The sequence below is a fragment of the Sorangium sp. So ce448 genome, assembly GCF_051520915.1.
Lineage (GTDB): Bacteria > Myxococcota_A > Polyangia > Polyangiales > Polyangiaceae > Sorangium > Sorangium cellulosum_B.
Map to the genome: position 1 here is coordinate 1,511,727 of NZ_CP150343.1, position 23,123 is coordinate 1,534,849.

At 69.9% G+C, this 23,123-nt stretch carries 15 protein-coding genes and 3 pseudogenes; 7 read left to right on the forward strand and 11 right to left on the reverse strand.

Annotation, left to right across the window (positions count from 1 at the left end):
• Window positions 1-44 precede the first annotated feature (44 nt).
• The 7 genes from WMF45_RS05550 to WMF45_RS05580 all read right to left on the reverse strand — a co-directional run bounded on the left by WMF45_RS05550 (window position 45) and on the right by WMF45_RS05580 (window position 9,346).
• Window positions 45-827: a M12 family metallopeptidase gene (locus tag WMF45_RS05550; RefSeq protein WP_437715916.1), complete on the reverse strand. Its 783-nt coding sequence runs from the start codon at window positions 825-827 to the stop codon at window positions 45-47.
• 183 nt (window positions 828-1,010) lie between these two features.
• Entirely contained in the window at window positions 1,011-4,526 is a 3,516-nt protein-coding gene (locus WMF45_RS05555) for a caspase family protein (RefSeq protein WP_437715917.1), read from the reverse strand.
• Between the two features lie 356 nt (window positions 4,527-4,882).
• On the reverse strand, window positions 4,883-5,101 hold the full coding sequence (locus tag WMF45_RS05560) for a hypothetical protein (protein WP_012233609.1): 219 nt from the start codon (window positions 5,099-5,101) through the stop codon (window positions 4,883-4,885).
• A 36-nt stretch (window positions 5,102-5,137) separates the two neighbouring features.
• Entirely contained in the window at window positions 5,138-5,752 is a 615-nt protein-coding gene (locus tag WMF45_RS05565) for a PH domain-containing protein (RefSeq protein ID WP_437715918.1), read from the reverse strand.
• Window positions 5,753-5,838: 86 nt separating this feature from the next.
• Window positions 5,839-6,102 (reverse strand): GIY-YIG nuclease family protein, encoded by a 264-nt coding sequence (locus WMF45_RS05570; RefSeq protein ID WP_437715919.1) that lies wholly within the window; start codon window positions 6,100-6,102, stop codon window positions 5,839-5,841.
• Window positions 6,099-8,486, reverse strand: a complete 2,388-nt coding sequence (locus WMF45_RS05575; RefSeq protein ID WP_437715920.1) for a tetratricopeptide repeat protein — start codon at window positions 8,484-8,486, stop codon at window positions 6,099-6,101. Before WMF45_RS05575 ends, WMF45_RS05570 begins: the two co-directional genes overlap by 4 nt.
• Before the next feature lie 11 nt (window positions 8,487-8,497).
• The gene (locus WMF45_RS05580) at window positions 8,498-9,346 is read right to left on the reverse strand and encodes an SDR family oxidoreductase (RefSeq protein ID WP_437715921.1); all 849 of its coding nucleotides are present in this window, start codon (window positions 9,344-9,346) and stop codon (window positions 8,498-8,500) included.
• A 386-nt stretch (window positions 9,347-9,732) separates the two neighbouring features.
• On the opposite strand from WMF45_RS05580, the gene WMF45_RS05585 reads away from it, so the two are divergent.
• The 3 genes and pseudogenes from WMF45_RS05585 to WMF45_RS05595 all read left to right on the forward strand — a co-directional run bounded on the left by WMF45_RS05585 (window position 9,733) and on the right by WMF45_RS05595 (window position 17,130).
• Window positions 9,733-9,927 (forward strand): hypothetical protein, encoded by a 195-nt coding sequence (locus WMF45_RS05585; RefSeq protein WP_437719492.1) that lies wholly within the window; start codon window positions 9,733-9,735, stop codon window positions 9,925-9,927.
• Window positions 9,885-11,138 (forward strand): annotated as a pseudogene (locus WMF45_RS05590) (WD40 repeat domain-containing protein); the annotation flags it as partial. The gene WMF45_RS05585 and the pseudogene WMF45_RS05590, both read left to right, overlap by 43 nt.
• A 439-nt stretch (window positions 11,139-11,577) precedes the next feature.
• Window positions 11,578-17,130 carry an AAA family ATPase gene (locus WMF45_RS05595; RefSeq protein ID WP_437715922.1) on the forward strand — a complete coding sequence of 1,851 codons (5,553 nt, stop codon included), beginning with the start codon at window positions 11,578-11,580 and terminating at the stop codon, window positions 17,128-17,130.
• Between the two features lie 365 nt (window positions 17,131-17,495).
• Here WMF45_RS05595 and WMF45_RS05600 read toward each other — a convergent pair.
• Window positions 17,496-17,702, reverse strand: a pseudogene (locus tag WMF45_RS05600) (dihydrofolate reductase family protein); the annotation flags it as partial.
• Between the two features lie 211 nt (window positions 17,703-17,913).
• On the opposite strand from WMF45_RS05600, the gene WMF45_RS05605 reads away from it, so the two are divergent.
• Together WMF45_RS05605 and WMF45_RS05610 are read left to right on the forward strand one after the other, a co-directional pair.
• Window positions 17,914-18,273, forward strand: a complete 360-nt coding sequence (locus WMF45_RS05605; RefSeq protein WP_437719493.1) for an ArsR/SmtB family transcription factor — start codon at window positions 17,914-17,916, stop codon at window positions 18,271-18,273.
• A gap of 65 nt (window positions 18,274-18,338) precedes the next feature.
• Complete coding sequence (locus WMF45_RS05610; protein ID WP_437715923.1) at window positions 18,339-18,848, forward strand: SRPBCC domain-containing protein; 510 nt, start codon at window positions 18,339-18,341, stop codon at window positions 18,846-18,848.
• A gap of 331 nt (window positions 18,849-19,179) precedes the next feature.
• On the opposite strand, the gene WMF45_RS05615 is transcribed toward WMF45_RS05610, so the two are convergent.
• Window positions 19,180-20,139 carry a TetR/AcrR family transcriptional regulator C-terminal domain-containing protein gene (locus WMF45_RS05615; RefSeq protein WP_437715924.1) on the reverse strand — a complete coding sequence of 320 codons (960 nt, stop codon included), beginning with the start codon at window positions 20,137-20,139 and terminating at the stop codon, window positions 19,180-19,182.
• Window positions 20,140-20,344: 205 nt separating this feature from the next.
• Here WMF45_RS05615 and WMF45_RS05620 point away from each other — a divergent pair, with 205 nt between their 5' ends.
• Together WMF45_RS05620 and WMF45_RS05625 are read left to right on the forward strand one after the other, a co-directional pair.
• The gene (locus tag WMF45_RS05620; RefSeq protein ID WP_437715925.1) at window positions 20,345-21,526 is read left to right on the forward strand and encodes an FAD-dependent monooxygenase; all 1,182 of its coding nucleotides are present in this window, start codon (window positions 20,345-20,347) and stop codon (window positions 21,524-21,526) included.
• Between the two features lie 143 nt (window positions 21,527-21,669).
• A pseudogene (locus WMF45_RS05625) lies at window positions 21,670-21,768 on the forward strand (TetR family transcriptional regulator); the annotation flags it as partial.
• A gap of 3 nt (window positions 21,769-21,771) precedes the next feature.
• Here WMF45_RS05625 and WMF45_RS05630 read toward each other — a convergent pair.
• Both WMF45_RS05630 and WMF45_RS05635 read right to left on the reverse strand, forming a co-directional pair.
• Window positions 21,772-22,104: a hypothetical protein gene (locus WMF45_RS05630; RefSeq protein ID WP_437715926.1), complete on the reverse strand. Its 333-nt coding sequence runs from the start codon at window positions 22,102-22,104 to the stop codon at window positions 21,772-21,774.
• Between the two features lie 133 nt (window positions 22,105-22,237).
• Window positions 22,238-23,092 (reverse strand): hypothetical protein, encoded by an 855-nt coding sequence (locus tag WMF45_RS05635; RefSeq protein WP_437715927.1) that lies wholly within the window; start codon window positions 23,090-23,092, stop codon window positions 22,238-22,240.
• Window positions 23,093-23,123 lie beyond the last annotated feature (31 nt).

Here is a 23,123-nt window from a genome sequence, read left to right on the forward strand (position 1 = left end):
GATGGGCCGTCAGGGCCGGGCCCCCGCGCAGGCGCGGCCGCGGGTCAGCTGGGGTAAGCGGCCTTGATGAATTCGATGTCCCGTCTCGATAGCTTGTTGTTCGACTTGGTCCCTACTCCGTTCCGCGTGAGCGCCGCGGGGAAGCCGTAGAGCATGATCGAGTCCGGGTCGAACTGTGTCCCGATCAGGATATCCGCCGAATATTTCGCGATGACGTTGCGGTAGGTCCTCTCCCGGGGCCAGTTGTTCGGCGGGCCGGAGAAGTATCTGTAGACCGCTTCCTCGTTCCACTGGATGCCGCCCTGCGGGTTCTGGTGCTCGTGGATGGCGCCGAGCGCGTGGCCGAACTCGTGGATCGTGACGCGCGAGTACTCCGCGTCGTCGGTGTCGTCGCGCAGCCACCCGAAGTTCATCGTGGGCTGGTGGAGCGGAAAATACTGCTGTACCAGCGCGTCCGTGCCGAGCGCCGACCACGAGCCCGGGTCGGCGTAAAATGAGATCCGGATCTCCGAGTATTCCGAATCGTCGAAGTCGAAGGTGATGTTGGCGTAGCGCGTCCACTCCCGGGCATAGTGAGCGACCTTCTGCCGCATCGTGGCCGATCCGTCGAGGAAGCGGATCCTCAGGCGCTTGCCGGGGCGCCACCGCTTCTGCGCGATGAGCGCGATACGCTCTGTCGGCGTGAGCTTCGGATCGTTCGGATCGAGGTTCGGGTCCACCTCGTTCGCCGGATTCTCCTGCACGGCGATCCGCCTCGCCGTCTCCTCCAGCGCGAGCGGCAGCGTCCGATCGAAGCAGAGATGGATGGATTCTTCTGTCGTATCCATGGGCGTTCTTCTGTCCTTCTCGGAGGGCGGGCGCATGGCGGCCGTACGGCGCGATGCCCTCCGGCTCATCACGCCGCACCGCGTACACCATAGTTCGATGGAGCCTCGCTGCAATCTGTTGTCGCCGCCGAACGTCGATGAATGAAATGGTCGAACTTCGGCTCGCCACATCTGGGAATGTTGCTATTGGTTCGCTGTCAAGAAGCTCCAGGCCTCGTTCTCATAGCCGGGAGGAGCGCCGGAGTAGAGGTACCTGGTGTAGGCCATCGCCGCCTCCCCCCGGATGTCGCTCTCGGCGCGGGCGCGGAGCGCCCTGCCCAGATAAAGGAACGCAGCGGAGTGCGCGGGATCGCGCTGCGTTACCCAGCGCAGCTCGCTCACGGCGCGGTCCAGATCACGCCGGCTCTTGAAGAGCACGCGGCCAAGGTGATAGTGCGCCGCTGTCGACTGCGCCCCCTCATTTTCCCGGATGAACGCCTCGAGCGCCTCGATGCTCTCCTTGTGGTTTTCAAGCGCGGCGTACGCGATCCCACGCCATAGCAGGTTGTTGGGGATGTCAGCGCGCTCGAGCACGGCGAGCGCGCGGCGGGCAGGCTCGCGATCGAGGTTCACGAGGCACGCGCGGGCGCTGTCCAGGAGCCTGTCGTCGAACGCGAGCTCGTCCATCCCCTCCCCGGTGACGTGCACGTTCATCGTCGTCGGAATCGCCCCGAACAACCCCCGCCACGTCAGCGCGACCGGCTGGGCCGTCTTGAGCGCCTTGACGATCTCATTCGTCAATAGACCGTGCACCGCATCGCCGGAGCCGGGCGACGACAGCGCCATCGCCTCCTCGACCTTCGGCCGCTCCTCGCTGACTGTTTCCATGTTGATGGATCCGTTGAGCGCGGTCAACCTGCCGACCCGAGGAGGGGAGTCGAAGTACCGGCGAGCGCTCTGGGCGCGTCCGAGCGGGACCGGCGGCGGATCCGCCTCGACGTACCTCGCCCCTTCCGGGGACGCCCTGCTGGTCCAGCCGGCGTCCACGAGGGTGACGAGGCGTGTCGAGCGCCGACCGGCGAGCTCGTCGAGCTCGCGAAGCGCGATGTCGACCACGCCGTCGCTCCGCCCGTCCGCGCTCACGATCGTGGGATGACCGCTCGCGTTGAAGGAGCCGTTGCCGGCGAAATAGAAGAGCGTGGCCGACTCCTCTGGCTTCGCGGCGAGCTCCTTGAACGCCGCGAGGATCGCGGCGCGGCTCGCGGCGCCGTCGAGGAGCAAGCGCACGTTCTCCGGCAGAAACCCGTACCCATCGATGAGCACCTGGAACAGCGCGCGCGCGTCGTTGACCGCGCCCCGCGGACGGGGTACCCCCGGATGGCCGTACGCGTCGATCCCGACGAGGAGAGCGAAGCGATTGCCGCGCTCGAGCCGCGCGACCAGCGATGTCACGTCGCCCGCCAGCCGCGCGTGTGCTGGTGGGGCAAAGGCGCTGAGATACCCATGGAGCGAGCCCGCCGCGGCCTCCCGCTGTCCAGCGCCGATCTGGGCGACGGCGACCGCCATGAACGCCTCCGGCGCGGACGGCGCGCGCGCGCGCGCGGACAAGGCCAGCGCCTCGGCGGCCCGGAGGTACGCTCCTTGTTCGAGGAAGGCGCGCCCGGCCGCGTAGTGCAGGTCGGGCGGCGCCGCGGGGAACGCGCGGAGGATCGCGTCGTAGCGCGCCTCGAGATCCTGGCGCGTGAACCCGTCGAAGCGCCGCCGCCGGCTCAGCTCGAAGAGCGTGAGGTGCCCGATGCTCACCGGCTCGAGGCGCTCGGACATCGATCCTGTCCCGCTCAGGTGCGGCGCTTGCTCCCGCGCGTCCAGGTGGGTCTGCATGCGCCTCGCGATCTCGTCCCTGAGCTCTTCGAGCGTGGTGCTCGGCGTCGCCGTCTTGAGCTGTTCGACCAGCGCCCATGAGAAGAGCCCGCGGCGGCCGTAACGCTCATCGATGTGCACCGTCGAAGCCTGCCGTCCGGCGCAGGCCCCGAACAGGGCCGCGTAGGATGCATCGCGGGCGAGGTCGAACAGCTTCGGCGGCGCGTCGGTGTCCATGATGAGCGTCTTGCGCCGTGAGCGGATGCGCTGGAGCGCCCTGTGAATCTCGTCCGGCGTGATCGACGGTTCGGCGTCCCCGGCGCCCGCTGCCGGGTCGAGGCTGCCGACGCGGTAGGAAGGGATCGCGTCGTCTCGAAGGGGCGAGGAGCCTCGGCAGCCGCTGTAGAAGACGACCACCGCGTCGTCCCCGGTCGCGGAATGGACGAGCTTTTCCAGCGCGCCCAGGATGCCGTCTCGGGTGGCATCGGGCCCGCAGAGCAAGGTCACGTCGTCGTCGGTGAAGCGCCATCGGTCGAGCAAGACCTCGCGAAGCGAGCGCGCGTCGTTCGCCTCCACCGCGTCGTCGTCCGTTCCCTGGCCAGCGTGGCCGACGCCGATCAACAGCGCGCGACGGGTCCCCGCGGTCGTGCGGCGCGCCGGGGCCTCCAGGAGATCGCGCGCGAAGGCCGCTCGCGGATCGCCGGGGTTCTTCGCAAGGAAGGACTCGATAGATTGCTTCGCGGCGCTCGCGCCGTGAGCCTTCGCGAGCGCGACGCCCAGGTAGTACGCCGACTCGACCGCTCCGGCTTCGCCCCGGCTCACCACGGCCTGAAACGCCGGGATGGCGCGGTCGCAGTCCCCGGCATCGAGGCGCGCGAGACCCAGGTCCACCGTGTTGTCGACGAAGAGCTCGCTGGCCACGTCCAGGCTGACTCGATCGCCCAGGAACCGCGCGATGTCAGCGAGATCGCGGCCGAGCGCCTGCCGTTCCTCGTTGTCGAGCGTCGCCCTCCAGGCGAGGGGCAGGTCGTTGTCGAAGCCGTTTCCGCTGATCCATGGGTGTTGCGGCGTGGGCTCCGTGGCGGCTATCACATTCTTGCTCACATAATCGTAGAGGCTGCTCACCGTCACCTTACCGGTGTCCTCCTCCGCGGCATCGCCGCCGAGCCCTTTGAGCAGGAAGTGCGTGAAGACGCCGTGGCCGCCGTCCCACTGTGCACCTTCTTGCGCCGCCTCGTTCGCCCGCGTGGACGAGATCGTCGCGATCCCGGCCTGTGCCCTGCTGAGCGCCTCGGCTTGCTGGTTCATCACCTCGCCCGCGCTGAGGCTCCGCGCTCGTGTCGAATCACCGATCGGCGAACCGTGGCAGACATCGACCAGGATGACCCCTCGTTCGGCCAGCACATAGTCGTTCAGGGCGTTCTGCACCTCTCGCATCGGCAGGGCTGTGGACCCGATGTCTTTGGGGTCGGTGTCCCATGTGATCAGATAGAAGATGTTGCCCCGAGCTCCCACGTCCGGCTGGCCGTGGCACGCGAAGTAGAGGAGGATGATATCGTCCCTGGCAGCTTTTTTAAGGAAGCTCCGGAGCGCCCAGGTGATCTTGGCTGTCGTCGCTTGCTCGTTGAGCAAGAGCTGGACGTTGTCCCTCTTGAAGCCGCAGCTCATCGTTAGGGTCTTGTCCAGGTCTTCGGCGTCGCGAGCTGCGTAGTTCAGGTTGAGGCTCGCGTCCTTGTACCTGGAGATCCCCACGACCACCGCCCACTTCTCCGCATAGGTGCCATAGATGGAAGGGCTGACCGGCCGCACGTTCCGGTCGAACGCAGGCTCGATTGCGATGCTCCTCTCTCGAGCTGCCATTGGGTCGCTCGTCACCCTCGAACCGTCGCAGGTTGACTCGTCTTCTCGTGCGCTCGCGTGTCCGCCGCTGCGAGGAGCAGCCCCGGGAGGACGTGGCAACGGCCGCTCGGGGCTGCTCGCCGCGTGCTCGGATCGTGCGTGGCCATGCAGCCTCCGATGACCCAGCGCCGCTGCGCGTCGCCCTCCGCCTCGGGTGGGGCGGGCGGCGCGGAGCAGCCTGGCTCTGAAGGCGTCGCGAGCTTTCCCGCGGGTCGCCGGCGACGCCGTGGGGCCACGAGACCCTGCGGATGCACGCGAAGCCCGACGAGACGAGGGCGTTCGCGAGGCGCAGGGAGGAGCCGCGCGCCGGAGCGCCTTCAGCGCACGCCGACGAGGCGCTGCATCAGGCGCTGGAACTCGGGGACCGAGAGGTCGATGTGCTCGACGACGCGGCCGTAGAGCGTGGCCGTGGGCACGTTGCGGCCGTTGAACTCCTTCTCGAGCTCGGAGAGCTTCCACAGGATGATGCGCTCGGCGCGGGTCAGGCCGTCGCGCACGTCCGGGAGCTCGTCGAGCGGGGATCGCCTAGGGGGCATGGTCGGGCTCCGAGATCTGGCCTTCGTGGGCCGCGCTCACTGCACGACGCCGAGCACGCGCTGCTGGCGCGCGAGCTCCGCCGCGTTCTTGAGGGCCTCGAACAGGTCGCGCGACGCCGGCAGCCCCCGGATGACGAGCTCGGGATCGCTCGCGTCCTTCGTGAACACGCGGATCTCCGCGACGTCGAGCAGCCGCTGCATGAACGTCTGGCGGAGGTCGATGTCGAGGACCCGCCAGAGCTGCAGGGTCTCGATCCGGCGCGTGAGCAGGCCGGCCTCGTAGTCGATCGTGCGATCGGTGATCTTGTAGCGGAGGCTCTTGCGCTTCCAGTGCAGGATGCCGAGCCAGATGAGGCCCACCAGCACGAGCGAGAGCACGCCCGCCGCCACGTAGGACCAGAACCACGCCTTCCAGCTCGGAGTCCCCTCGAACAGGACGCGCGCCGCGCCCGGCGCGGGGGCGAGCGCGCCGCCGGCGGGGGCGAGCGCGCCGGGAGCGGGGACGGCGGGGGCGAGCGGCGCGGCGGGGGCCGTGGCCACCGGCGCTCGCTCGTCGAGCATGCTGCCGCAGAAGCGGCACTTGATCGCGGCGTCCTGAATCTGCTCCGCGCAGAAGGGGCAGGGCTTCACCCCGACGATTCTAGTCGACATCCCGGGCGTGAGATCCACGGCAACCACCAAGCTTCGCGCCGCGTTGTCCTACATCCGAACATTTACGTGGTCGTTCACGTTTACGTTTACGTTGCCCCCCGGCCCCCGGCGGCGAGCGCCTCCTTGCCTGCGCGTCCCAGCCTCCGGATCGCGGCCTCCCTCCGCAGGGCCTCCCCCCTGTCGGCCGCCGCCTCGACGTGGACCACCGCGAGCGGCCCCCGTCCGCGCGTGTACCTCGCCCCGCGCCCCGCCGCGTGCTGCGCGAAGCGCGCCTCCACGTCGCGGGCGATCCCCGTGTAGAACGACCCGTCTCCGCAGCGCAGGATGTAGACGTGCCAGCCCGCGGTCACTCCTTCGGCCCCTCGTTGTAGCCCCGCGGCCGGTACTTCGGGTCCACTCCGCCGTGCGTCGCGCCGTTGTCGAGCGTGTCGGTCGCGAGGTACGCGAGCCACGTCCCGGGGTGCTCCTCCGCGAGCCGCCTGAGCTCCGCGTCGTGCGCCGTGAGGCGCTGCTCGTCGTGCAGGCACTGCAGCGCGAGCGCGATCAGGCTCAGCTCGTTCGGGCCGAGCTCCATGCCGCGCTGGTAGTGCGGGAAGGCCTCGTCGGGGCGGTGCATCCGGCAGAGCGTGTCGCCCGTGTACACGTGCGCCATCGGCCACGTCGGGGCGAGATCCATGGCGATTTTGCTCTCGGCCAGGCGGGTCTCGAGGTCGCCGCGGGCGCCCTTCATCACCGAGTAGTTGAGGTGCGCCTTGGCGCTGTTCGGGACCGCCTCCTTCGTCGCCGCCCAGAAATCGAGGTCGTTGCGGTAGTCCATCGCGTGCCGGTAGGCCTGCGCGCACTGGAAGCCGAAGAAGAGGACGAACAGCGCCGGCGTCACCCACGCCCTCCACGACCAGCGCGCGCGCGGCGTGAGGGTCGAGCCCGCGAGCGCCTCGTGGAGCCACGAGAAGGCGACGGCGAGCACGAGCGACGAGCCGATGGCCGGGAAGTACCAGAAGCGCTCGGCGCGCACCGTCGGCAGGACGACAGGGATGTTCGAGTGCGGGAAGTAGCTCACCACGACCCAGGTCAGCCCGATCGCCGCGATGCACAGCCCCGCGTAGCCGCGGCGCAGCGGCACCCAGGCGCTCCGGTCCGCCGTCGCCGGGCAGGGCAGGGGGCGCGCGCCCTCGACAAGCAGCCCGAGCCCGAGCAGGAACGCGGGCAGGAACGGCAGCGGCCAGAGCACGAGCGGCAGCGCCCGGAGCAGCGCCGCGCGCCCCGCCGGGCGGAGCACGTGCCAGTCGTACGCCGCGAGCGCCGCCGCCGCGATCGCGAGGAGCGCCCCCGCGAGGAGCAGCGGCCACCTCCGCGACGTCGCCTGGCCGCCGTCCACCAGGAAGGCGGCGCGCACCGAGCGCCGCTCGCGCCGCTCCAGGTGCTCGCGGCGGAGGGCCGCGATCCAGAGCGCGAGCGAGCCGAGCGGGGGCAGCACCATCATCGCGGCGCCGGCGACGCTGCCGAAGAAGACGAGCCTGTCCGGCACCGGCTCCTGCGGGTACGAGTAGTCGCCGCTCAGCGTCCACGGGAACACGATCTGGGTGAGACCCCGCCAGTAGACGCGCAGCGCGCCGGCGATCCGGTGCGGCATGTCCGCGGCGCCGAGCGGATTGTTGAGCGGATCGCGCGGCAGGGGCGCCTGGTGGAACCAGACGAGCGCCTCGTGGAGCGCGCGCTTCACGAGCGGCGCGCCCTCGGGGAGCGGCGCGGCGAGCTCGGCCGGCATGGGCGCGGGGAACCAGCGCCGCCGGAGCTCGACGTAGAGCACGAACGCCGCGCCCGCGGCGAGCAGCGCGAGCAGCGCCCGGACGAACCGCGCCGGCCGCGTGGGGTGGGTGAGCGGCGCGGCGATCAGCGCGGCGAACGGGACCAGCGGCACGCAGACGAGCGCGCTCTCCTTGGAGAAGAGGCCGAAGAGCACGGCCGCGAACACGCCGAACGGCATCGCCCACGCGGGCAGCGCGAGGGCGGCGAGGGCGGCGATCGCCCCCATGCCCCCGAGCACGTCGGCGATGCCCACGATGCCGCTCACCGCCTCGGTGAGCACCGCGCAGCCGACGAAGAGCAGCCCGGTGAGGTACGCGAGCCCGCGCCGCCGCGTGAGCCAGAACGTGACGCACGTGAGCAGCGCGGCGTTCACCGCGTGGAAGAGGACGTTGTAGAAGTGGTGGAAGAACGGCTGCTTCGTGACAGCCCAGATCGTGCGCCAGAGGAAGTTCGGCAGCGGGCGGTAGGAGCCGACGCTCCGGTCGGGCGGCAGCCCCCAGAAATCGCGGTGGATCGCGTCGAGGAAGCCGATCCCGCCCTTCGCGTTCACGTACGGGTTGGCGAGGAGCGCCTCCTGCTCGTCGAAGATGTAGTTCGTCGACGGGGCGCGCGTGAAGAGGATGACGGCGACAAGCGCGAGCGGCGCGATCGCGGACAGGAAGGTCGGGTCGAGCTCGAGGAAGTAGTCGCGCACGCGCCGCGCGGCGTCCCCGAGGAAGGACGGCGCGGCGGGCGGCCCTGCCGACGGCGGCAGCCCGGAGGACGGTGGCAGCCCGGAGGACGGCGGCGGCCCGAAGGACGGGGGCGGCCCGAAGGACGGGGGCGGCCCGGAGGACGGCGGCCCGTACGGCGTCGTCGTGTCGTCGTCGAGCGCGCTGGACATGGGGTCGCGCGCGGCGGCAGGGGGCGGGGGCCGATAGGTCACGCCGCGCCCTCTCAGCCCTTCACGTCCGGCGGAGCGCCCGGCGCGCCGTCCGGCTCGGGGATGGACCAGATGTCGCCCCAGAGCGGCTGGCCGCCGTCGACCCCGTAGACCGCGCCCGTGATGAAGTCGTTCTGGTCGCTCGCGAGGAAGACGATGAGCCGCGAGACCTCCTCGGGGGTGGCGAGGCGCTTGAGCGGCGTGGCGCGCCGCGCGAGCTCGAGCAGCTCGTCGCCGTACTGCGATGTGCCGCTCGACCGGATGTTGCTGCCGGGCGCGACCGCGTTGACCCGGATGCCGAGCGCGGCCCACTCGACGGCGAGCGAGCGGGTCAGGTTCTCCACGCCGGCGCGCGCGGCGCCCGTGTGCGCCATGCCCGGGAAGCCGCGGCTCACCGACGCGGTGACGTTCACGATCCGGCCGCGGCGCGCCGGGAGCATCGCGCGCCTCGCGACCTCGCGCGTCATGAAGAAGGTGCCATTCAGGTTGTTGCGGACGACCGCCTCCCAGCCCTTCGGCGTCATCTCGCTGGCCGGACTCGGGAACTGGCCGCCGGCATTGTTCACGAGGACGTCGACGCGGCCGAATTTCTCGAGGACCTGGCCCACGAAGGCGGCGATCTGCTCCGGCTCGCGGATATCACACGGCGCGGCGAGCACGTCGTCGCCGGGGACGCCGTCGCCCGCGAGCGTGCTCGCCGCGGCCTCGAGCTTGTCGGCCCGGCGTCCGCAGAGGGCGACCTTCGCACCGAGGTAAGCGAACTCACGCGCGGACGCGAGGCCGATCCCGCTGCCCCCGCCGGTGACGATCGCCACCTGCTGTCGGAAGAGTCCTGGGGCGAAGATCGAGCGCACCTGGGTCACGCCCCGCGTTTACAACGGCTCAGCGGGCGCCGCCACACGCTGGGCGATCCGGGGGGTATCCGGCGTCCCAGGCAGAAAGGCCCCGGCGTTCGGGGGCGCTTGCCCGTCCGGCTCCGGCGCCTGGCGCGGAGCGCGCCGCGGCTCGGGGATCGCCCGGCGCGCCTGCGAGACGCCTCGCGGCCAGCGCGCGGTCGGACCGCCGATCCCGCTGCGCGACGTCGGCGCTGCTGGCGTGAGCGACTGCCCCTCTTGAGCCAGGCATTGTTGAACGAATTGGGTCATTTGCGTGAACTCACGACGTCCCCGGGCCCCGGAGCCGCCTTCGCCTCGGGGCACGATTCCGGCGCTCCGGCGGAGCGGACCGCGCGGAGGGCAGCGCATTCCGCATGGACTCGACGGTGCGCCTCTGGGACGTCGACTCCGGCGCGCCGCTGAAGACGCTCGACGCCAGCGCCGGGGTCATCACCGATCTCGCGCTGTCTGCCGACGGCGGTCGGGTCGCCGTCTCGAGCATGGATGGGACGGGCACTCCGACGAGGTCTGGTCGCTCGCGCTCTCACCGAACGGCGACACCCTGGTGAGCGGCGGCAAGGACGACATGATCCGGGTCTGGGACGTTTACTCGGGCAAGGTCAGAAGAGAGCTGCGCGCCGGCCTGAACGGCGTGATCGCGCTCGCCTTCCACCCGGGCGGCGCGCAGTTCGCCGCGGGCGGCGGGAACAACCAGATCCGCATCTGGGCGGCGCCGGGCAAGGTGTGGAGGCCGCCGGTGCCGCCCGCCGACTACACGCCAGCGCCCGTCGCCCCCGAGCCGTCGCCCTCTGTCGAGGCGTCGCTCGTCCGCGACGCCAACGCGCTGCTCGATGAGGCCAGATCGCAGAGTGTCCGCCAGCAGGCGCGCGCGCTCCTCGATCAGGCGATCCGCGCGAACCCCGCCTACGCGCCGGCCCACGCGGCGCTCGGCCGCCTCGCCTACAAGAGCGGTTATCTCCGTGGCAACGAGTACGAGCCCGACAGCCTTGTGCGCGCCCACGAGCACACGGACAAGGCGCTGGAGCTCGATCCCGGATGTCTGGACGCCCATGTGGTCAAGGGCTGGGCCTACATGTTCCAGAAGAACCACGGCGAGGCGCGCAGGATGGTCGAGGCCGCGGAGGCGCTCCGCCCCGACGCCGACGATGTGATCCTCCTGTCGGCCACCCTCGCCGAGCGCGAGGGGAAGACGGAGGAGGCCCTCGCGGGCGCGAAGCGGATCATCGAGACCAGCAAGAACCCGCAGGTGCTGGCGCGCGCTTACGACATCCTCACCGACGTCTACAAGGCCATGCGTGAGTGGGACGCGGTGGAGGACACCTACCTGGCGATCGTTCGCCTCGATCCGAAGTCCGCCTGGGCCAAGGGCAACTACGCCAACTTTCTCACGTGGAGAGAGGAGCACGATCGGGCGGTGGACATGGCGCGAGCCGCCCTCGCCACGAGCGATTACCCGATAGGGCGCACGATCCTGGCCAGCGCGCTGTGCGGCAAGGGCCGGCAGCTGCTCGCAAGGCAGGACCTCGATGGCGCGCGGGCGCAGTTCCTCGCCGCGAAGGAAGCGTATCCCGGGAGCGCCGAGGCGCCGCACGGCATGGCGCTGTATTTTCGGGCGCTGGCGGACAAGGAGCAGGAGCAGCAGAGACGCGCCGAGCTCCTCGCCGAGGCGAAGAAGCACCTCGAGGAGGCGCTGCGGCTCGATCCCGAACACCGGGGCGCGCAGGAGGCGCTCGCAGCGCTCGACCGGCCCGCGCGCTGAGCGCGCCGGGATCGCGGGGCAGAAATCCCGGCAGAAAACCCGGTCGATGACGAGCGGTCGCCCGAAACGTTCTGCGATCCCAGCGCCGCGTGGGCGACGAGGACCTCCTTTTCATGGCCGAAGAAGTGGCTGGTGCGGCTGACGGTGGCATCGGCGGAGCCCACCCGTGGCAATCGTGAACGACGGAGATTGGGTTCTCCTGCGAGTGGCGCGATGTCCTACGCCTGTCGGCGCGGTCCACTCGGACTTCAGGGTGCCCCAAGCGTCCGGACTCCAGGGGGCGTTCGGAGTTTCCTGACGACCTCACGCGCCTGCACACCCGAGAGCCGCACGAGCTGGGCGTGGGCCAAACTCCGCCGGTGCCAGGTCACACCCTTTGGAATATATAAGTAACTGGTCGTAGTGCGTCGCGTTGACGAGCGAGCGAGCAAGGTTTTCGATGATCGTCGAGAGAGGCTACGCGCTCCGCGAGAAAATCGAGGAAACTGCCGATTTTGCCTTGTACCGCGCATACCACGAGGGCGACGGCGCCCCGGTTTTGCTGAAGATCCTGCGCGCGGAAAGATCGACCGGCGCCGAGGTCGTGCGCTTCAAGGACCAGTACGAGCGCATCGCGCGCCTCGCCTCGCCCCGCCTCGTCGCCCTGCGCGGCGTCGAGGCGCTCGCCGGCTCCTTGATCGTCGTCCTCGAGGACTTCCCGGGCCGCGATCTCGCGCGGATCCTCGCCGCGCGCCCGTCACGCAGGATGCCGGTCGGCGAGGCGCTCGACCTCGCGGCCGCGCTCGCCGAAGGTCTCGCCGCGGTGCACGTGGCCGGGCTCGTCCACCGCGATCTGCGCCCGCAGAACGTGCTCGTCGGCGCGCGCGGCGCGGTCAAGATCAACGGCTTCGGCGTCGACGCCGAGATCACCCACGCGCACGAACGGCTCTACGCGCCGGCGGTCATCGCCGACGTGCTGCCCTACGTCTCCCCCGAGCAGACAGGCCGCATGAACCGCGGCGTCGACTACCGGACCGACCTCTACGCGCTCGGCGTCATTCTGTACCAGATGCTCACGGGTCGGCGCCCCTTCGAGGCCCTGGACCCGATGGAGCTCATTCACGCGCACCTCGCCCTCGCGCCGACGCCGCCGTCCTGCGTCGATCCGACCATCCCCGAGGCCGTTTCCGACATCGTGCTCAAGCTGCTCGCGAAGAACGCCGAGGAGCGTTACCAGAGCGCCGAGGGCCTGCTCGCCGACCTCGAGCACTGCCGCGAGGCCCTGCGCGGCACGGGGACGATCGAGCCCTTCGTCGCGGGCCAGCGCGATCGTCAGGACCTCTTCCGGATCCACCAGAAGCTCTACGGCCGCGAGCATGACGTCGAGGCGCTCACCGCCGCGTTCGAGCGGGCGCTCGAGGGGGGCCGTGAGATCGTCCTCGTCTCCGGCTACTCGGGGATCGGGAAGTCCTCGCTCGTACACGAGATCTTGAAGCCGCTCGCGCGGCAGAAGGGCTATTTCACGAGCGGCAAGTACGACCAATACAACCGCGGCGCGCCCTACAGCGCGGTGATCCAGGCGTTCGACGGCCTCGTGCGGCAGATCCTCACCGAGAGCGACGCGCGCATCCTCCGCTTTCGGAGCGCGCTCCTCGAGGCGCTCGGGCCGAACGCGCAGGTCGTCTGCGACGTCATCCCGTCGCTCTCCCACGTGATCGGCCTGCAGCCGCCCGTCCCGGCGCTCGGCCCGGTCGAGGCGCAAAACCGCCTGAACCGGTGCTTCTTGCTGTTCGTCTCGGTGTTCGCGCGGCGCACGCACCCGCTCGTCCTGTTCCTCGACGATCTTCAGTGGATCGACCCCGCGAGCCTCGGGCTGCTCCGCGCGCTCCTCGCCGACGACTCGCTCGATGCCCTCTTTTTCTGCGGCGCTTACCGCGACAACGAGGTATCGCCGGGGCACCCGTTCATCCTGGCGATCGAGGAACTCAAGCAAGCCGGGCTCGTCGTGCGCGACATCGTCCTTGCCCCGCTCGCGCGCCCGCACCTGATCGAGATGCTCTCGGATAGCCTCAAGCGCAGCGACTGTGGGCCGCTCGCCGATGCGGTGCAGAAGAAGACCGGCGGCAACCCGTTCTTCGTCAAGCAGTTCGTCCGGCCGCTGCACGACCACGGCGTCCTCGCGTACGCAGCCGGATCAGGCTGGCGCTGGGACCTCGCCGCGATCGACGCGCTCGGGTACACGGACAACGTCGCAGACCTCATGGTGCGCACCATCGCGCGCCTGCCGCCGGCGACGGTGAAGGCGCTCAACCTCGCCGCGGCGATCGGCAACCGGTTCGACCTCGACGTGCTCGCCGCGGTGAACGAGTGCTCGCCGGAAGACGCGTACGCCCGCCTCGATCCCGCCGTGAGCGAGGGGCTCGTGATCGCCGGGCGCGGCGGCTACCGCTTCGCCCATGACAAGGTCCAGGAGGGCGCCTACGCGATGATCCCGGAGGCGGACCGACCCGCCTTCCACCTCCGGATCGGCCGGCTGCTCGCGGGCAAGCTGGACCTCTCGGAGAGCCAGAGCCTCTTCGACGTCGTCGGCCACCTGAACAGCGCAGGCGACCTCGTGTCGGACCCCGCGGAGCGCCTGCACCTCGCCCGCATGAGCCTCGAGGCCGCATGCCGCGCCGAGGACTCGGCCGCCTTCGGCGCCGCGCTGCGCTACCTGCAGCTCGGCCTCCTGCACCTTCCGGAGGACGCCTGGGCGTCCCAGTACCCGCTCCGCCTCGACTACGCGAAGAGAGCCGCCCTGATGCTCTCGCTCTCGGGCCAGCATGACGACGCCCTCGCGATCCTCTCCGAAGGCCTGGAGCGGGCCGCGAGCCGGCTCGATCGCACCGAGGTGCTGCGGCTCAAGATGAACGTGCAGGTGCTCAAGAACGACCTGCCAGCCGCGCTCGCGGAGGGGCTCGAGGCCCTGCGCCCGTTCGGGATCGACCTGCCTCTCTTCCCGGACGACGCCATGCTCGACGCCCAGGTGCGGGCGACGATGGATCTCGTCCGGGAAAGGACGATCGAGGCGCTGCCAGGCCTGCCGCCGCTCGCGGACCCGGAGATCCTCGCCATGCAGGACGTGCTCCAGGAGCTCTTTCTCCCCTGCTACTTCCTGGCCACGAACGACCTCGGCATCACGGTCGCGAAGATCCTCGAGAACACGCTGCGCCACGGGCTCTCGAAGAACTCGATCTTCGGCTGCATGAACTTCGGGATGCTCCTCTGCGCCCGCGGCGACATCGCGCTCGGCTACCGCTTCGGCCGCGCCGCCATCGACCTCGCGGACCGCTACACGGACAAGAAGTCCGAGGCGATGCTCCGCAATATGTGGGGCGCCTTCGTGCAGCACTGGCGAGAGGGCTACGCCGCCTGCAAGGCGTCGCTGGTCGCCGGGATGCACGCCGGGCTCGAAACGGGCCAGTACATCTGGTCGTTCTACAACACGACCAATGGCATCACGAACAGCCTCCTGCGCGGCCTCCCGCTCTCCGACCTCCTCGCCGAGGCGCGGAGCTACCAGCCGACGCGCAAGCTCGACGAGTTCAACGCCATCACCTGGGCGGTCGGCGCGGTCGGACAGATCGCGCACCAGCTCTCGGTCGAGACCGAGCGCCCCGCCACGCTCGAGGGGGCGTGGGTCGATATCGACCAGGTGATCGAGGAGTCCCGCCGCATCGACAACCAGGCCTCGTTCTTCTTCGCCCACTTCTACATCGTCATCCTCTGCGTCTTCCAGGGGGCGTTCGAGGAAGCGGCGCGCGCCGCGCTCTTGCCGAACGTCGAAATCCCGGCCGTGGCGGCCTGGCATGGCAACCCCGCGTTCCATTGCTACGCAGGCATCGCGTTCACGCAGGCGGCGGACGTCGTCTCCCCGGCGGAGCGCGCGCTCTTCCTCGCCCGCGCCGAGGTCTCCGCCGAAAAACTCTCGCGCTGGGCGGACCTCTGCCCGGAGAACCTGGCGCACCGCCGCGCCCTCCTCCTCGCCGAGCTCGAGCGCGTCCGCGGCGACGCGCGCGCCGCCGGGGACCGCTACGACGAGGCGATCGCGCTCGCGCAGCGCGGCGGCTATCTCCACGACGAGGCGCTCGGCAACGAGCTCGCGGGCCTCTGCTTCCGCGCGCTCGGCAAGGAGACCATCGCCGGCGCCTACCTGACCAAGGCGCACAGGGCGTACGGCCGCTGGGGCGCGACGGAGGCGATGCGGCGCCTCGAGAACGCGTACCCCGACCTCGTCCCGGGCGAGAGCCTCCGCGGCGAGAGGAGCCCGCGGGCCGGCGCCGCGCTCGACGTCGGCTCGGTGCTCAAGGCCTCTCAGGCCATCTCGGGCGAGATCGTCCTCGACCGCCTGCTCGACGCGCTCATGCGCATCATGGTCGAGAACGCCGGCGCGCGGCGCGGCGTCCTCCTGCTCCTGCGTGACGGACGGCTCGTCGTCATGGCCGAGCACCACATCCGGGATGCGTCGGTCCACGTGCTCGGCGCGGCGCCCCTCGAGGGCCGCAAGGACCTGCCGGCCAGCGTCGTCACGTACGTGGCGCGGACGCGCGAGGCCGTCCTGCTCGACGACCTCGCGATCGACGGGCCGTTCGGGCGTGATCCCTGCTTCGCCGGCGGTGCGCCGCGCTCCTCGCTCGCCGCGCCCATCGTCTACAAGGGCCGCCTCGCCGGCGTGATCTATCTCGAAAACGACCTCACCCGCTCGGCCTTCACGCCCGATCGCGTCGAGGTGATCCGGCTGCTCTCCGCCCAGGCGGCCAATTCCATCGAAAATGCGCGCCTCTATGCGGATCTGCAGCAGGAGAACGCGGAGCGACGGCGCGCCGAGGAGGTGCTCCGCCATTCCCTCTCGCTCCTCGAGGCCACGCTCGAATCGACGGCGGACGGCATCCTCGTCGTCGACGACGAGCAGCGCGTCCTGTGTCAGAATCACAGGTTCACGGCGATGTGGCGCATTTCGGACGAGATCCTCTCCACCGGGTCGGACGAGACGTTCCGTACGTTCGTCTGCGACCAGGTCCTCGATCCCGAGGCGTTTCTGCAAAGGATCCGCGCTCTCTATGCCTCGCCCGAGGAGTCCAGCTTCGATGCCATCCCGTTCGTGGACGGGCGCGTCTTCGAGCGTTATTCGCAGCCCCAGCGCCTCGGCGGGCGCGTGGTCGGGCGGGTCTGGAGCTTCCGCGACATCACCGCGCGCGTGCGCGCCGAGCAGCAGCGCGATCAGCTCCTCCTGGACGAGCGGCGGGCGCGCACGGCAGCGGAGGAGGCCGTGCACCTGCGGGACGAGTTCCTTTCTATCGCCTCGCACGAGCTCCGCACCCCGCTCACCAGCCTGCAGCTCGCCATTCAATCGCTGGGGCGAAGGCTCGCGCGGGGCATGGACGTCGAGCGCGTGCGATCCGCGGTCGCCCTCTCTGGCCGCCAGGTCAAGCGCCTCACCGACCTCATCGATATGCTGCTCGACGTCTCCCGGATCCAGGCGGGGAGGCTCGAGCTGTATACGGCGCCCGTCGAGCTGCGCGCGCTCGTCGACGAGCTCGTCGCCCACCTCGGCGATCAGATCGCGCAGTCAGGCAGCGTGGTCGCCGTGCGCGCGGAGCAGCCGGTCATCGGCCGGTGGGACCCGCACCGCCTGGAGCAGGTCGTGACCAACCTCCTCACCAATGCGATCAAATTCGGGGAACGCCGGCCGATCGACATCACCATCACCCGGGAAGATCGGGTCGCGCGGCTCTCGGTGACCGACCGTGGGATCGGGATCTCGGCCGAAGTGCAGGCGCAGCTCTTCGAACGATTTCGCCGCGGCGTCTCGTCGAAGCATTACGGGGGGCTCGGGCTCGGCCTCTACATCACACGCACCATCGTCGAGGCGCACGGCGGCCGAATTCGCGTGTCGAGCGAGGTCGGCCGGGGCTCGACCTTCTGCGTCGAGCTGCCGCTCTCGACCGAGCGCGCGGGGGATCTGTCGTCGTAGCGGTTGCCTCGAGCGGCTTCGTGAGTTCGGCTTGGTCCCACGCCTTCCCTCACGGATCTGATGGGCGCGATGGCGGCGGCCCAGGCCGCGCAGGAGCCGTTCTTCCTGGGCCGCCTCCGCGGGCACTTCGGCGCCGACCCCCGCACCCTCGCTGTCGTCGCCGAGGAGTTCCCGGCCTCGGACCACCCGAACTTCCAGCTCGCAATCGATACCCACCTCCGCGACGGCGGGTTCACCTCCGAGCTGCTCGGAGTCTCCGGCGGCGACATGTTCCGGGGGGGTGAGCCTTCTCGCGGTGCTGCGCGGCGAGAAGGCTCCCGACGGCGCGCTGGCCCGCGAGCTGGGCGCGATGGGGCTCCTCTGAGTCAGCGCGCGCGCCGGTAGTGCATCGCCACCGCGCCGCAGCGGAGCGGCTTGGCCGAGACCAGATCGAGCCGCCGCGCGGCGGGCAGCCCGCCCTGGTACAGGGTCGGGCCGTGGCCGGCGAGCCTGGGGTGGACGAGGAACCTGTACTCGTCGATGAGATCCAGCCGATCCAGCTCGGTCGCGAGCTTGCCGCTGCCGAGGAGCACGCGTGATGCGCACCGCGAAGCTCTCGGCTTTGTCATCGCGCAAGACTCTCGAGTCCGTGGTGTCGCAAAGCACAGGCCCACTCTGAGCGCGTAGGCGCACCGTCGGCGTCTGGAACCGCAGGGCAAGCTGCTCGACGCTCACCTCCGCGGAATTTTCGGCGAGTAGATCTTCGCGGTTGATCTCGTGAAACCAGTTGGTATAGTAAACCTCATGGTTTTGGATCGTTCGCCCCGGCTGGACCTCGTGTTTCACGCCCTGGCCCACCCGGCCCGACGGGCGATCATCCGGCAGCTCTCTGGCGGGGAGCGCAATCTGAGCGAGCTGGCTGCGCCCCTCAAGATGACCTTCCCGGCCGCCACCAAGCACGTGCGCGTGCTGGAGCACGCCAAGCTCGTCCGTCGCCGCGTCGACGGGCGGCAGCACCTCTGCCGGCTGGAGGCCGCCCCACTCAAAGAGGCGACGCTCTGGACCGAGTCGTTCCGCCAGCACTGGGAGGCCCGGTTCGAAGCGCTGGATTCGCTGCTCGACGAGATGAAATCCGAGGAGCAATCGCGCGCTCGCCGCACCTGAGCCTTCGGCCGTTATTCGACGCCGCCAGCTCGCACTTCCCGTTCGTCAGTCACGAGGACCCCATCATGAACGCTACCGGCACCACCTCACCCCGAGGCCTGCAAATCTCGACCCCCACGGACACCACCATCGTCCTTACCCGCACGTTCGACGCGCCCCGACGGCTGGTGTGGGAGGCCATGTTCACGCCGGACAAGATGCGGCGTTGGATGCTGCCTCCGCCGGGCTGGACCGTCACCTCCTGTGAGTGTGACGCTCGCGTCGGTGGCAAGCTCTCGGTGGCGTGGAAGAGCGACGAAGCCGATCAGGTCATGACGCTCCGGGGCGAATTCACGGCGGTGGCCCCGCACGAGCACGCCGTTCACACGGAGACGATGGCGCTGGGGTCGGGTCAGATGATCGGCTCGCTGGTGGAGAGGCACGAGTTCGCCGACAAGGGCGAGGCCACCGCAATGAGCATCACGCAGACCTACAACTCGAAAGAGGACCGCGACGGCGCGCTCGCCTCCGGCATGGATCAAGGCATGGAAGCCTGCTACCAGATGCTGGAGGCTCTGCTCCGCGAGCGCGCGTAGGGCGGTCTCTTCGCCCATTGGGGGCGTCCGGCGCCTGCGTCGGTCGGCGCCATGGCGGAGCGGCGGGCCGCGAAGCTCGCGGCCGCGGCGGCGGAGGCGCTCGAGCGACCCACCCGTCTGTGCGCCGAAGAGGCCGAACGGCGCGACATGCACCACGGGCGACCAATGCGCGGTGAGTCGATCGAAATGTCATATGCGCACGCCGACACGGGGGTGGTGATCTGCCCCCCTCGCCCTGGTGAACGCCTCGGCTGCCGGGTCGAGGCCTCGGCGCTACGCCTTCACGGCGGGGGCCCGCTCGCTCATCGCGCGCTTTGCGCTGCGGGCCCGTTCATTCGCGCGGCCGCAACGTCCTCATGAGGCCGTCGATCATCGGCTGGAGGCCGAACTCGAACACGCGATCGAGGTTGAAATCGTACCCGCCCGAGAGCTCGTCCAGCAGCCTGGCGAAGCTCGGATACGGCCCCGACGTCGCGATCGCCAGGAACGCGGCCCCCTGCGATTCGTTCCACTGCGCTTCGGTCATCCCCGTGGTGGCCTCGGCCTCGCGCTCCGACTCGAGGTTCACGGCGACGCCGCGAACGTAGCTGTAGAGCGTCATGTGCGCCTCGAGCCGGGTCGCCGCGTCGATCCCGGGGGCCTCCATGGCGCGCAGGATCCACTCGGCGTGCGCGATCACGTTGCGCAGCGCCACCGGCCGCGCGAGCGGCAGCACGTGCGCGAGCCATCCGTGCCGCCGGTACAGCGCCCACTGCGCGCGGGCCGCGCGGATCAGGGCCTCGCGCAGATCGCAAGGAGGCGACCCCGGCAGCGGGTGCTCGCCGAACACCGCGTCGATCATGAGGAGCACGAGCGCGTCTTTCCCCTCCACGTACCGGTAGAGCGACATCGTCGGCACGCCGAGCTTCGCGGCGACACCGCGCATGGAGAGGGCGTCGAGCCCCTCGTCGTCGGCGAGCCGGATGGCGGCCTGCACGATCCGCTCGCGCGTCAAGGCGCCGCCTCGCTCTGACGGCTCGCGTGCCGCGCGATCGCCCTCGGCCACCACGTGGCCCGAGCGCGGGACCGATCGGATGAGCCCCTCGTGGCGCAGGGTCGACAGCGCCTTGGTGGCGGTGGCGAGCGCGACGCCGAAGGAGCGAACGATCTGGCGCGTCGAAGGGACGCGATCGCCCGCGCGGAGGCGCCCGGACGCGATGCGCGCGCGCAGGTCGTTCGCGATCTGCAGGTAGGGCGGTCCGTCGGCCGACCTGCGGCGGTTCGTCGACGCGCCGCGCTTCACCGGAGGCATGGTGACTGTACTAGCACAGATGGTCGGTTGAAGGCGCGCGGGATGGTTGCCGGGGCGCGGTCCGCGACCGCAGCTGTTCTAGCCTAGAATCTTGGCCATGGCGCCGTTCGTGGGGTGCCGGGCGCCGCCGTCGTCGCCATGCTCGTGCGTACGTCGTACGCGCTCGGACGTGTACGGCGTACGCAACCTTCCTCCCGAGGTCCCCATGTCGAACGGCACCGTCCTCGTCTCCGGCGCAGGCATCGCAGGCCCCGCCCTCGCTTACTGGCTCTCGCGTCGCGGGTTCACCCCCACCGTGGTCGAGCGCGCCCCCGCCCTGCGCGCAGGAGGCAACGCCGTGGACTTCCGCGGGCCGACGCACCTGCGCGTCCTCGGCGAGATGGGGGTGCTCGACGCGATTCGACAGCATCAGACCCACATGCGGGATCTCGCGATGGTGGACGAGGCCGGCCGGCGCCTCGTCACGCTCCCCGCGGCGTTCGCGAGCGGCGACGTGGAGATCGAGCGCGGCGATCTCAGCCGCATCCTCCACGAGGCCGCGAAGGACGGGGCCGAGTTCGTGTTCGGCGACAGCATCGCCTCGCTCACCGACACGCCCGACGGCGTCGACGTCACGTTTGAACGCGGCCGGCCGAGGCGCTTCGACCTTGTCGTGGGCGCCGACGGGCTGCACTCCCGCGTGCGCGCGCTCGCGTTCGGCGACGAGTCGAGGTTCCTGCGCTTCCACGGCCATTACGTGGCGACGTTCGCCGCGCCGAACCACCTCGGCCTCGATCACCAGGGCCTCATCTTCAGCGAGCCGGGGCGGGCCGCCAGCATCGCGAGCGCCCGCCGCCCCGAGGAGGCAACGGCGCTCCTGATGTTCGCCTCCAGGCCGCTCGACCACGACCCGCGCGACGTGGCGCAGCACAAGGCGATCCTCGCCGAGCGGTTTGCGGGGATGGGGTGGGAGGTGCCGCGTCTGCTCGAGGCGATGAGGCAGAGTCCGAGTCTGTATTTCGACGCCGTGGGGCGGATCGACATGGATCGCACGTCGCGCGGCCGCGTCGTGCTCCTGGGCGACGCCGGCTACGGCGGCACCATCGGCGGACAGGGGACCGGCCTCGCCGTGGTCTGCGCGTACGTGCTCGCGGGTGAGCTCGCCGTCGCGAAGGGAGACCACCGCGCCGCGTTCCAGCGCTACGAAGCGCGGATCCGTCGATATGCCCGGCGCTGCCAGCAGGGGGCGAAGCACGTCGGCTCGTTCTACGCACCGCCGACCCGCGTGCAGCTCGCGCTGCGCAACACGATGTATCGGGCGCTCACCTCGCGTCCGCTCTCCCGCTGGTTCGAGAAGATGGTCACGAGCGCCGCCAGCGACCTCGTGCTCCCCGCGTACCCGGCGTGACGTCCTCGCAGTGTCTCGATCGCGTGGGCTCGTTTCCGCGGCGCAATCCAGCGGTGTTTGCGAGCAGCAAGTCGAGCACCTGCGTCAAGCGCTCCGCGGCCTCGAACGCCCGGACCTCGTCTCGGTCGAACAGCACGAGACCTTTGTTCCGCCGCGCGGCAATAACGAACAAGACCGCGCTCGCGGCGGGCGTCAGCATCGGCTCGCTCTACCAGTACTTCCCCGGCAAGGAGGCGCTGGTGCCACTAACGGTATGAGCGAAATCGCACCTGCGACCCGTAGATGATCTCGCCCTTGTTGATTCGATGCTCCAGGTCGTCAAGCTGGCGCATGAGGGCCTTGTAGTGCCGCGCCCAATGAACGAACTGAAACAGGAAGACAACGACAATTACGCCAGTACAGAGACATACAATGGCTATGCGCTCGGGCCCATACAGGACATAAGTAAGCCCTGCCGCCACAGCGGCGACAAGAAGCCCGGACAATGCGACTGTCGCGAGAACGCGCCGGGCGGTGCGGACCGTGATGCTTCGCACCCGGTCCAAGTTTTGGAGCTCGATGATGTCGCTGTCTTCCATAGCGGTCCAACCATCCGTCGATCGGGCAACCGACGCCGGTCCGAGGTGCGGCTGAAGGCATCAAACTCGTCGAAAACTTCCAGTCCGTTCGCCCGTCTGCAGCCGCAGATGGGCCGCAGGCACGGCTGTAGTGCTAGCGCGGGATCTCGGGGATGAACTCGGCGCCCAGGCGGAAGATCAAGAAGTCCTTGGTGACGTTGCCGCTGCTGCTGCCAGGCCACATGAAGGGGCTGCCGCCGCTGCGGTCCGGATCCCACTCGTACCACATCCAGCGCGCCTCCTCGTCGATGTCACAGACGATGGAGAACTCATTGCCGGGCTCCGGGACCGAGCGCTCCGTGTCGTTCGTCTCTCCGAATGCCACATGGCCGTGCGCAGACGCCTCGGTGGTCACCCAGCCGGCGCTTGTCGTCTGCGGGTCGAGATCACCGCTGTTGCAGCGCGCGATATACTGGTTGATGGTCTCCAGCGTCGGCCCGTTCGAGCCGAGGTCGTAGTCCTCGCCCGTCGCGCAGACCTCCCACGCGCCGTCGCCGGTGAAGACGGGCTCGGCCCCCTCGCGGAAGAACTGGCCGATCACGCCCTGTGTCGTGGACTTGTCGGCGTACGTGATGATGTAAAGATAATTTCCCGCGTTCGCGGACGCCGCGGGCACGGTGTACGACTCCGGCCCGTTGCCGATGGGACAGGAGAAGATCTTCCCGGCGAGGGTGTTCTCGATGCCCCCGAAATAGTTCAGGAGCCCGTCGCCGGTCCCGTAGCCGAAGCCGTACGCATTGTCGGCCGTGATGATCACGCTCACCGCGTTCGAGAGCCCGGTCCCTCCGCCGCCGCCGGCGATCTCACCGAGACCGTTCTCGTCCTCCCCGCCCGCGCCCCCGTTACCGCCGCCGGCGCCGGAATCGCCAGGATCGGTGCCGGCGTCCGAACACCCGGATGCATGAAGCGCGACAGCAAAAGCCAAAGCCGAGACAAGACGTAAATTCATTCCACCAGGATCGGCGAAGTCGCGCCCTGCG

Excerpts from the sequence above, each read along its gene's own strand:
- WMF45_RS05550 (WP_437715916.1), bottom strand. The coding sequence starts at position 827 with ATGGATACGACAGAAGAATCCATCCATCTCTGCTTCGATCGGACGCTG.
- WMF45_RS05620 (WP_437715925.1), top strand. The coding sequence starts at position 20,345 with ATGTCGAACGGCACCGTCCTCGTCTCCGGCGCAGGCATCGCAGGCCCC.
- WMF45_RS05560 (WP_012233609.1), bottom strand. The coding sequence starts at position 5,101 with ATGCCCCCTAGGCGATCCCCGCTCGACGAGCTCCCGGACGTGCGCGAC.
- WMF45_RS05585 (WP_437719492.1), top strand. The coding sequence starts at position 9,733 with ATGGACTCGACGGTGCGCCTCTGGGACGTCGACTCCGGCGCGCCGCTG.
- WMF45_RS05565 (WP_437715918.1), bottom strand. The coding sequence starts at position 5,752 with ATGTCGACTAGAATCGTCGGGGTGAAGCCCTGCCCCTTCTGCGCGGAG.
- WMF45_RS05595 (WP_437715922.1), top strand. The coding sequence starts at position 11,578 with ATGATCGTCGAGAGAGGCTACGCGCTCCGCGAGAAAATCGAGGAAACT.
- WMF45_RS05555 (WP_437715917.1), bottom strand. The coding sequence starts at position 4,526 with ATGGCAGCTCGAGAGAGGAGCATCGCAATCGAGCCTGCGTTCGACCGG.
- WMF45_RS05605 (WP_437719493.1), top strand. The coding sequence starts at position 17,914 with ATGGTTTTGGATCGTTCGCCCCGGCTGGACCTCGTGTTTCACGCCCTG.
- WMF45_RS05610 (WP_437715923.1), top strand. The coding sequence starts at position 18,339 with ATGAACGCTACCGGCACCACCTCACCCCGAGGCCTGCAAATCTCGACC.
- WMF45_RS05630 (WP_437715926.1), bottom strand. The coding sequence starts at position 22,104 with ATGGAAGACAGCGACATCATCGAGCTCCAAAACTTGGACCGGGTGCGA.
- WMF45_RS05635 (WP_437715927.1), bottom strand. The coding sequence starts at position 23,092 with ATGAATTTACGTCTTGTCTCGGCTTTGGCTTTTGCTGTCGCGCTTCAT.
- WMF45_RS05615 (WP_437715924.1), bottom strand. The coding sequence starts at position 20,139 with ATGCCTCCGGTGAAGCGCGGCGCGTCGACGAACCGCCGCAGGTCGGCC.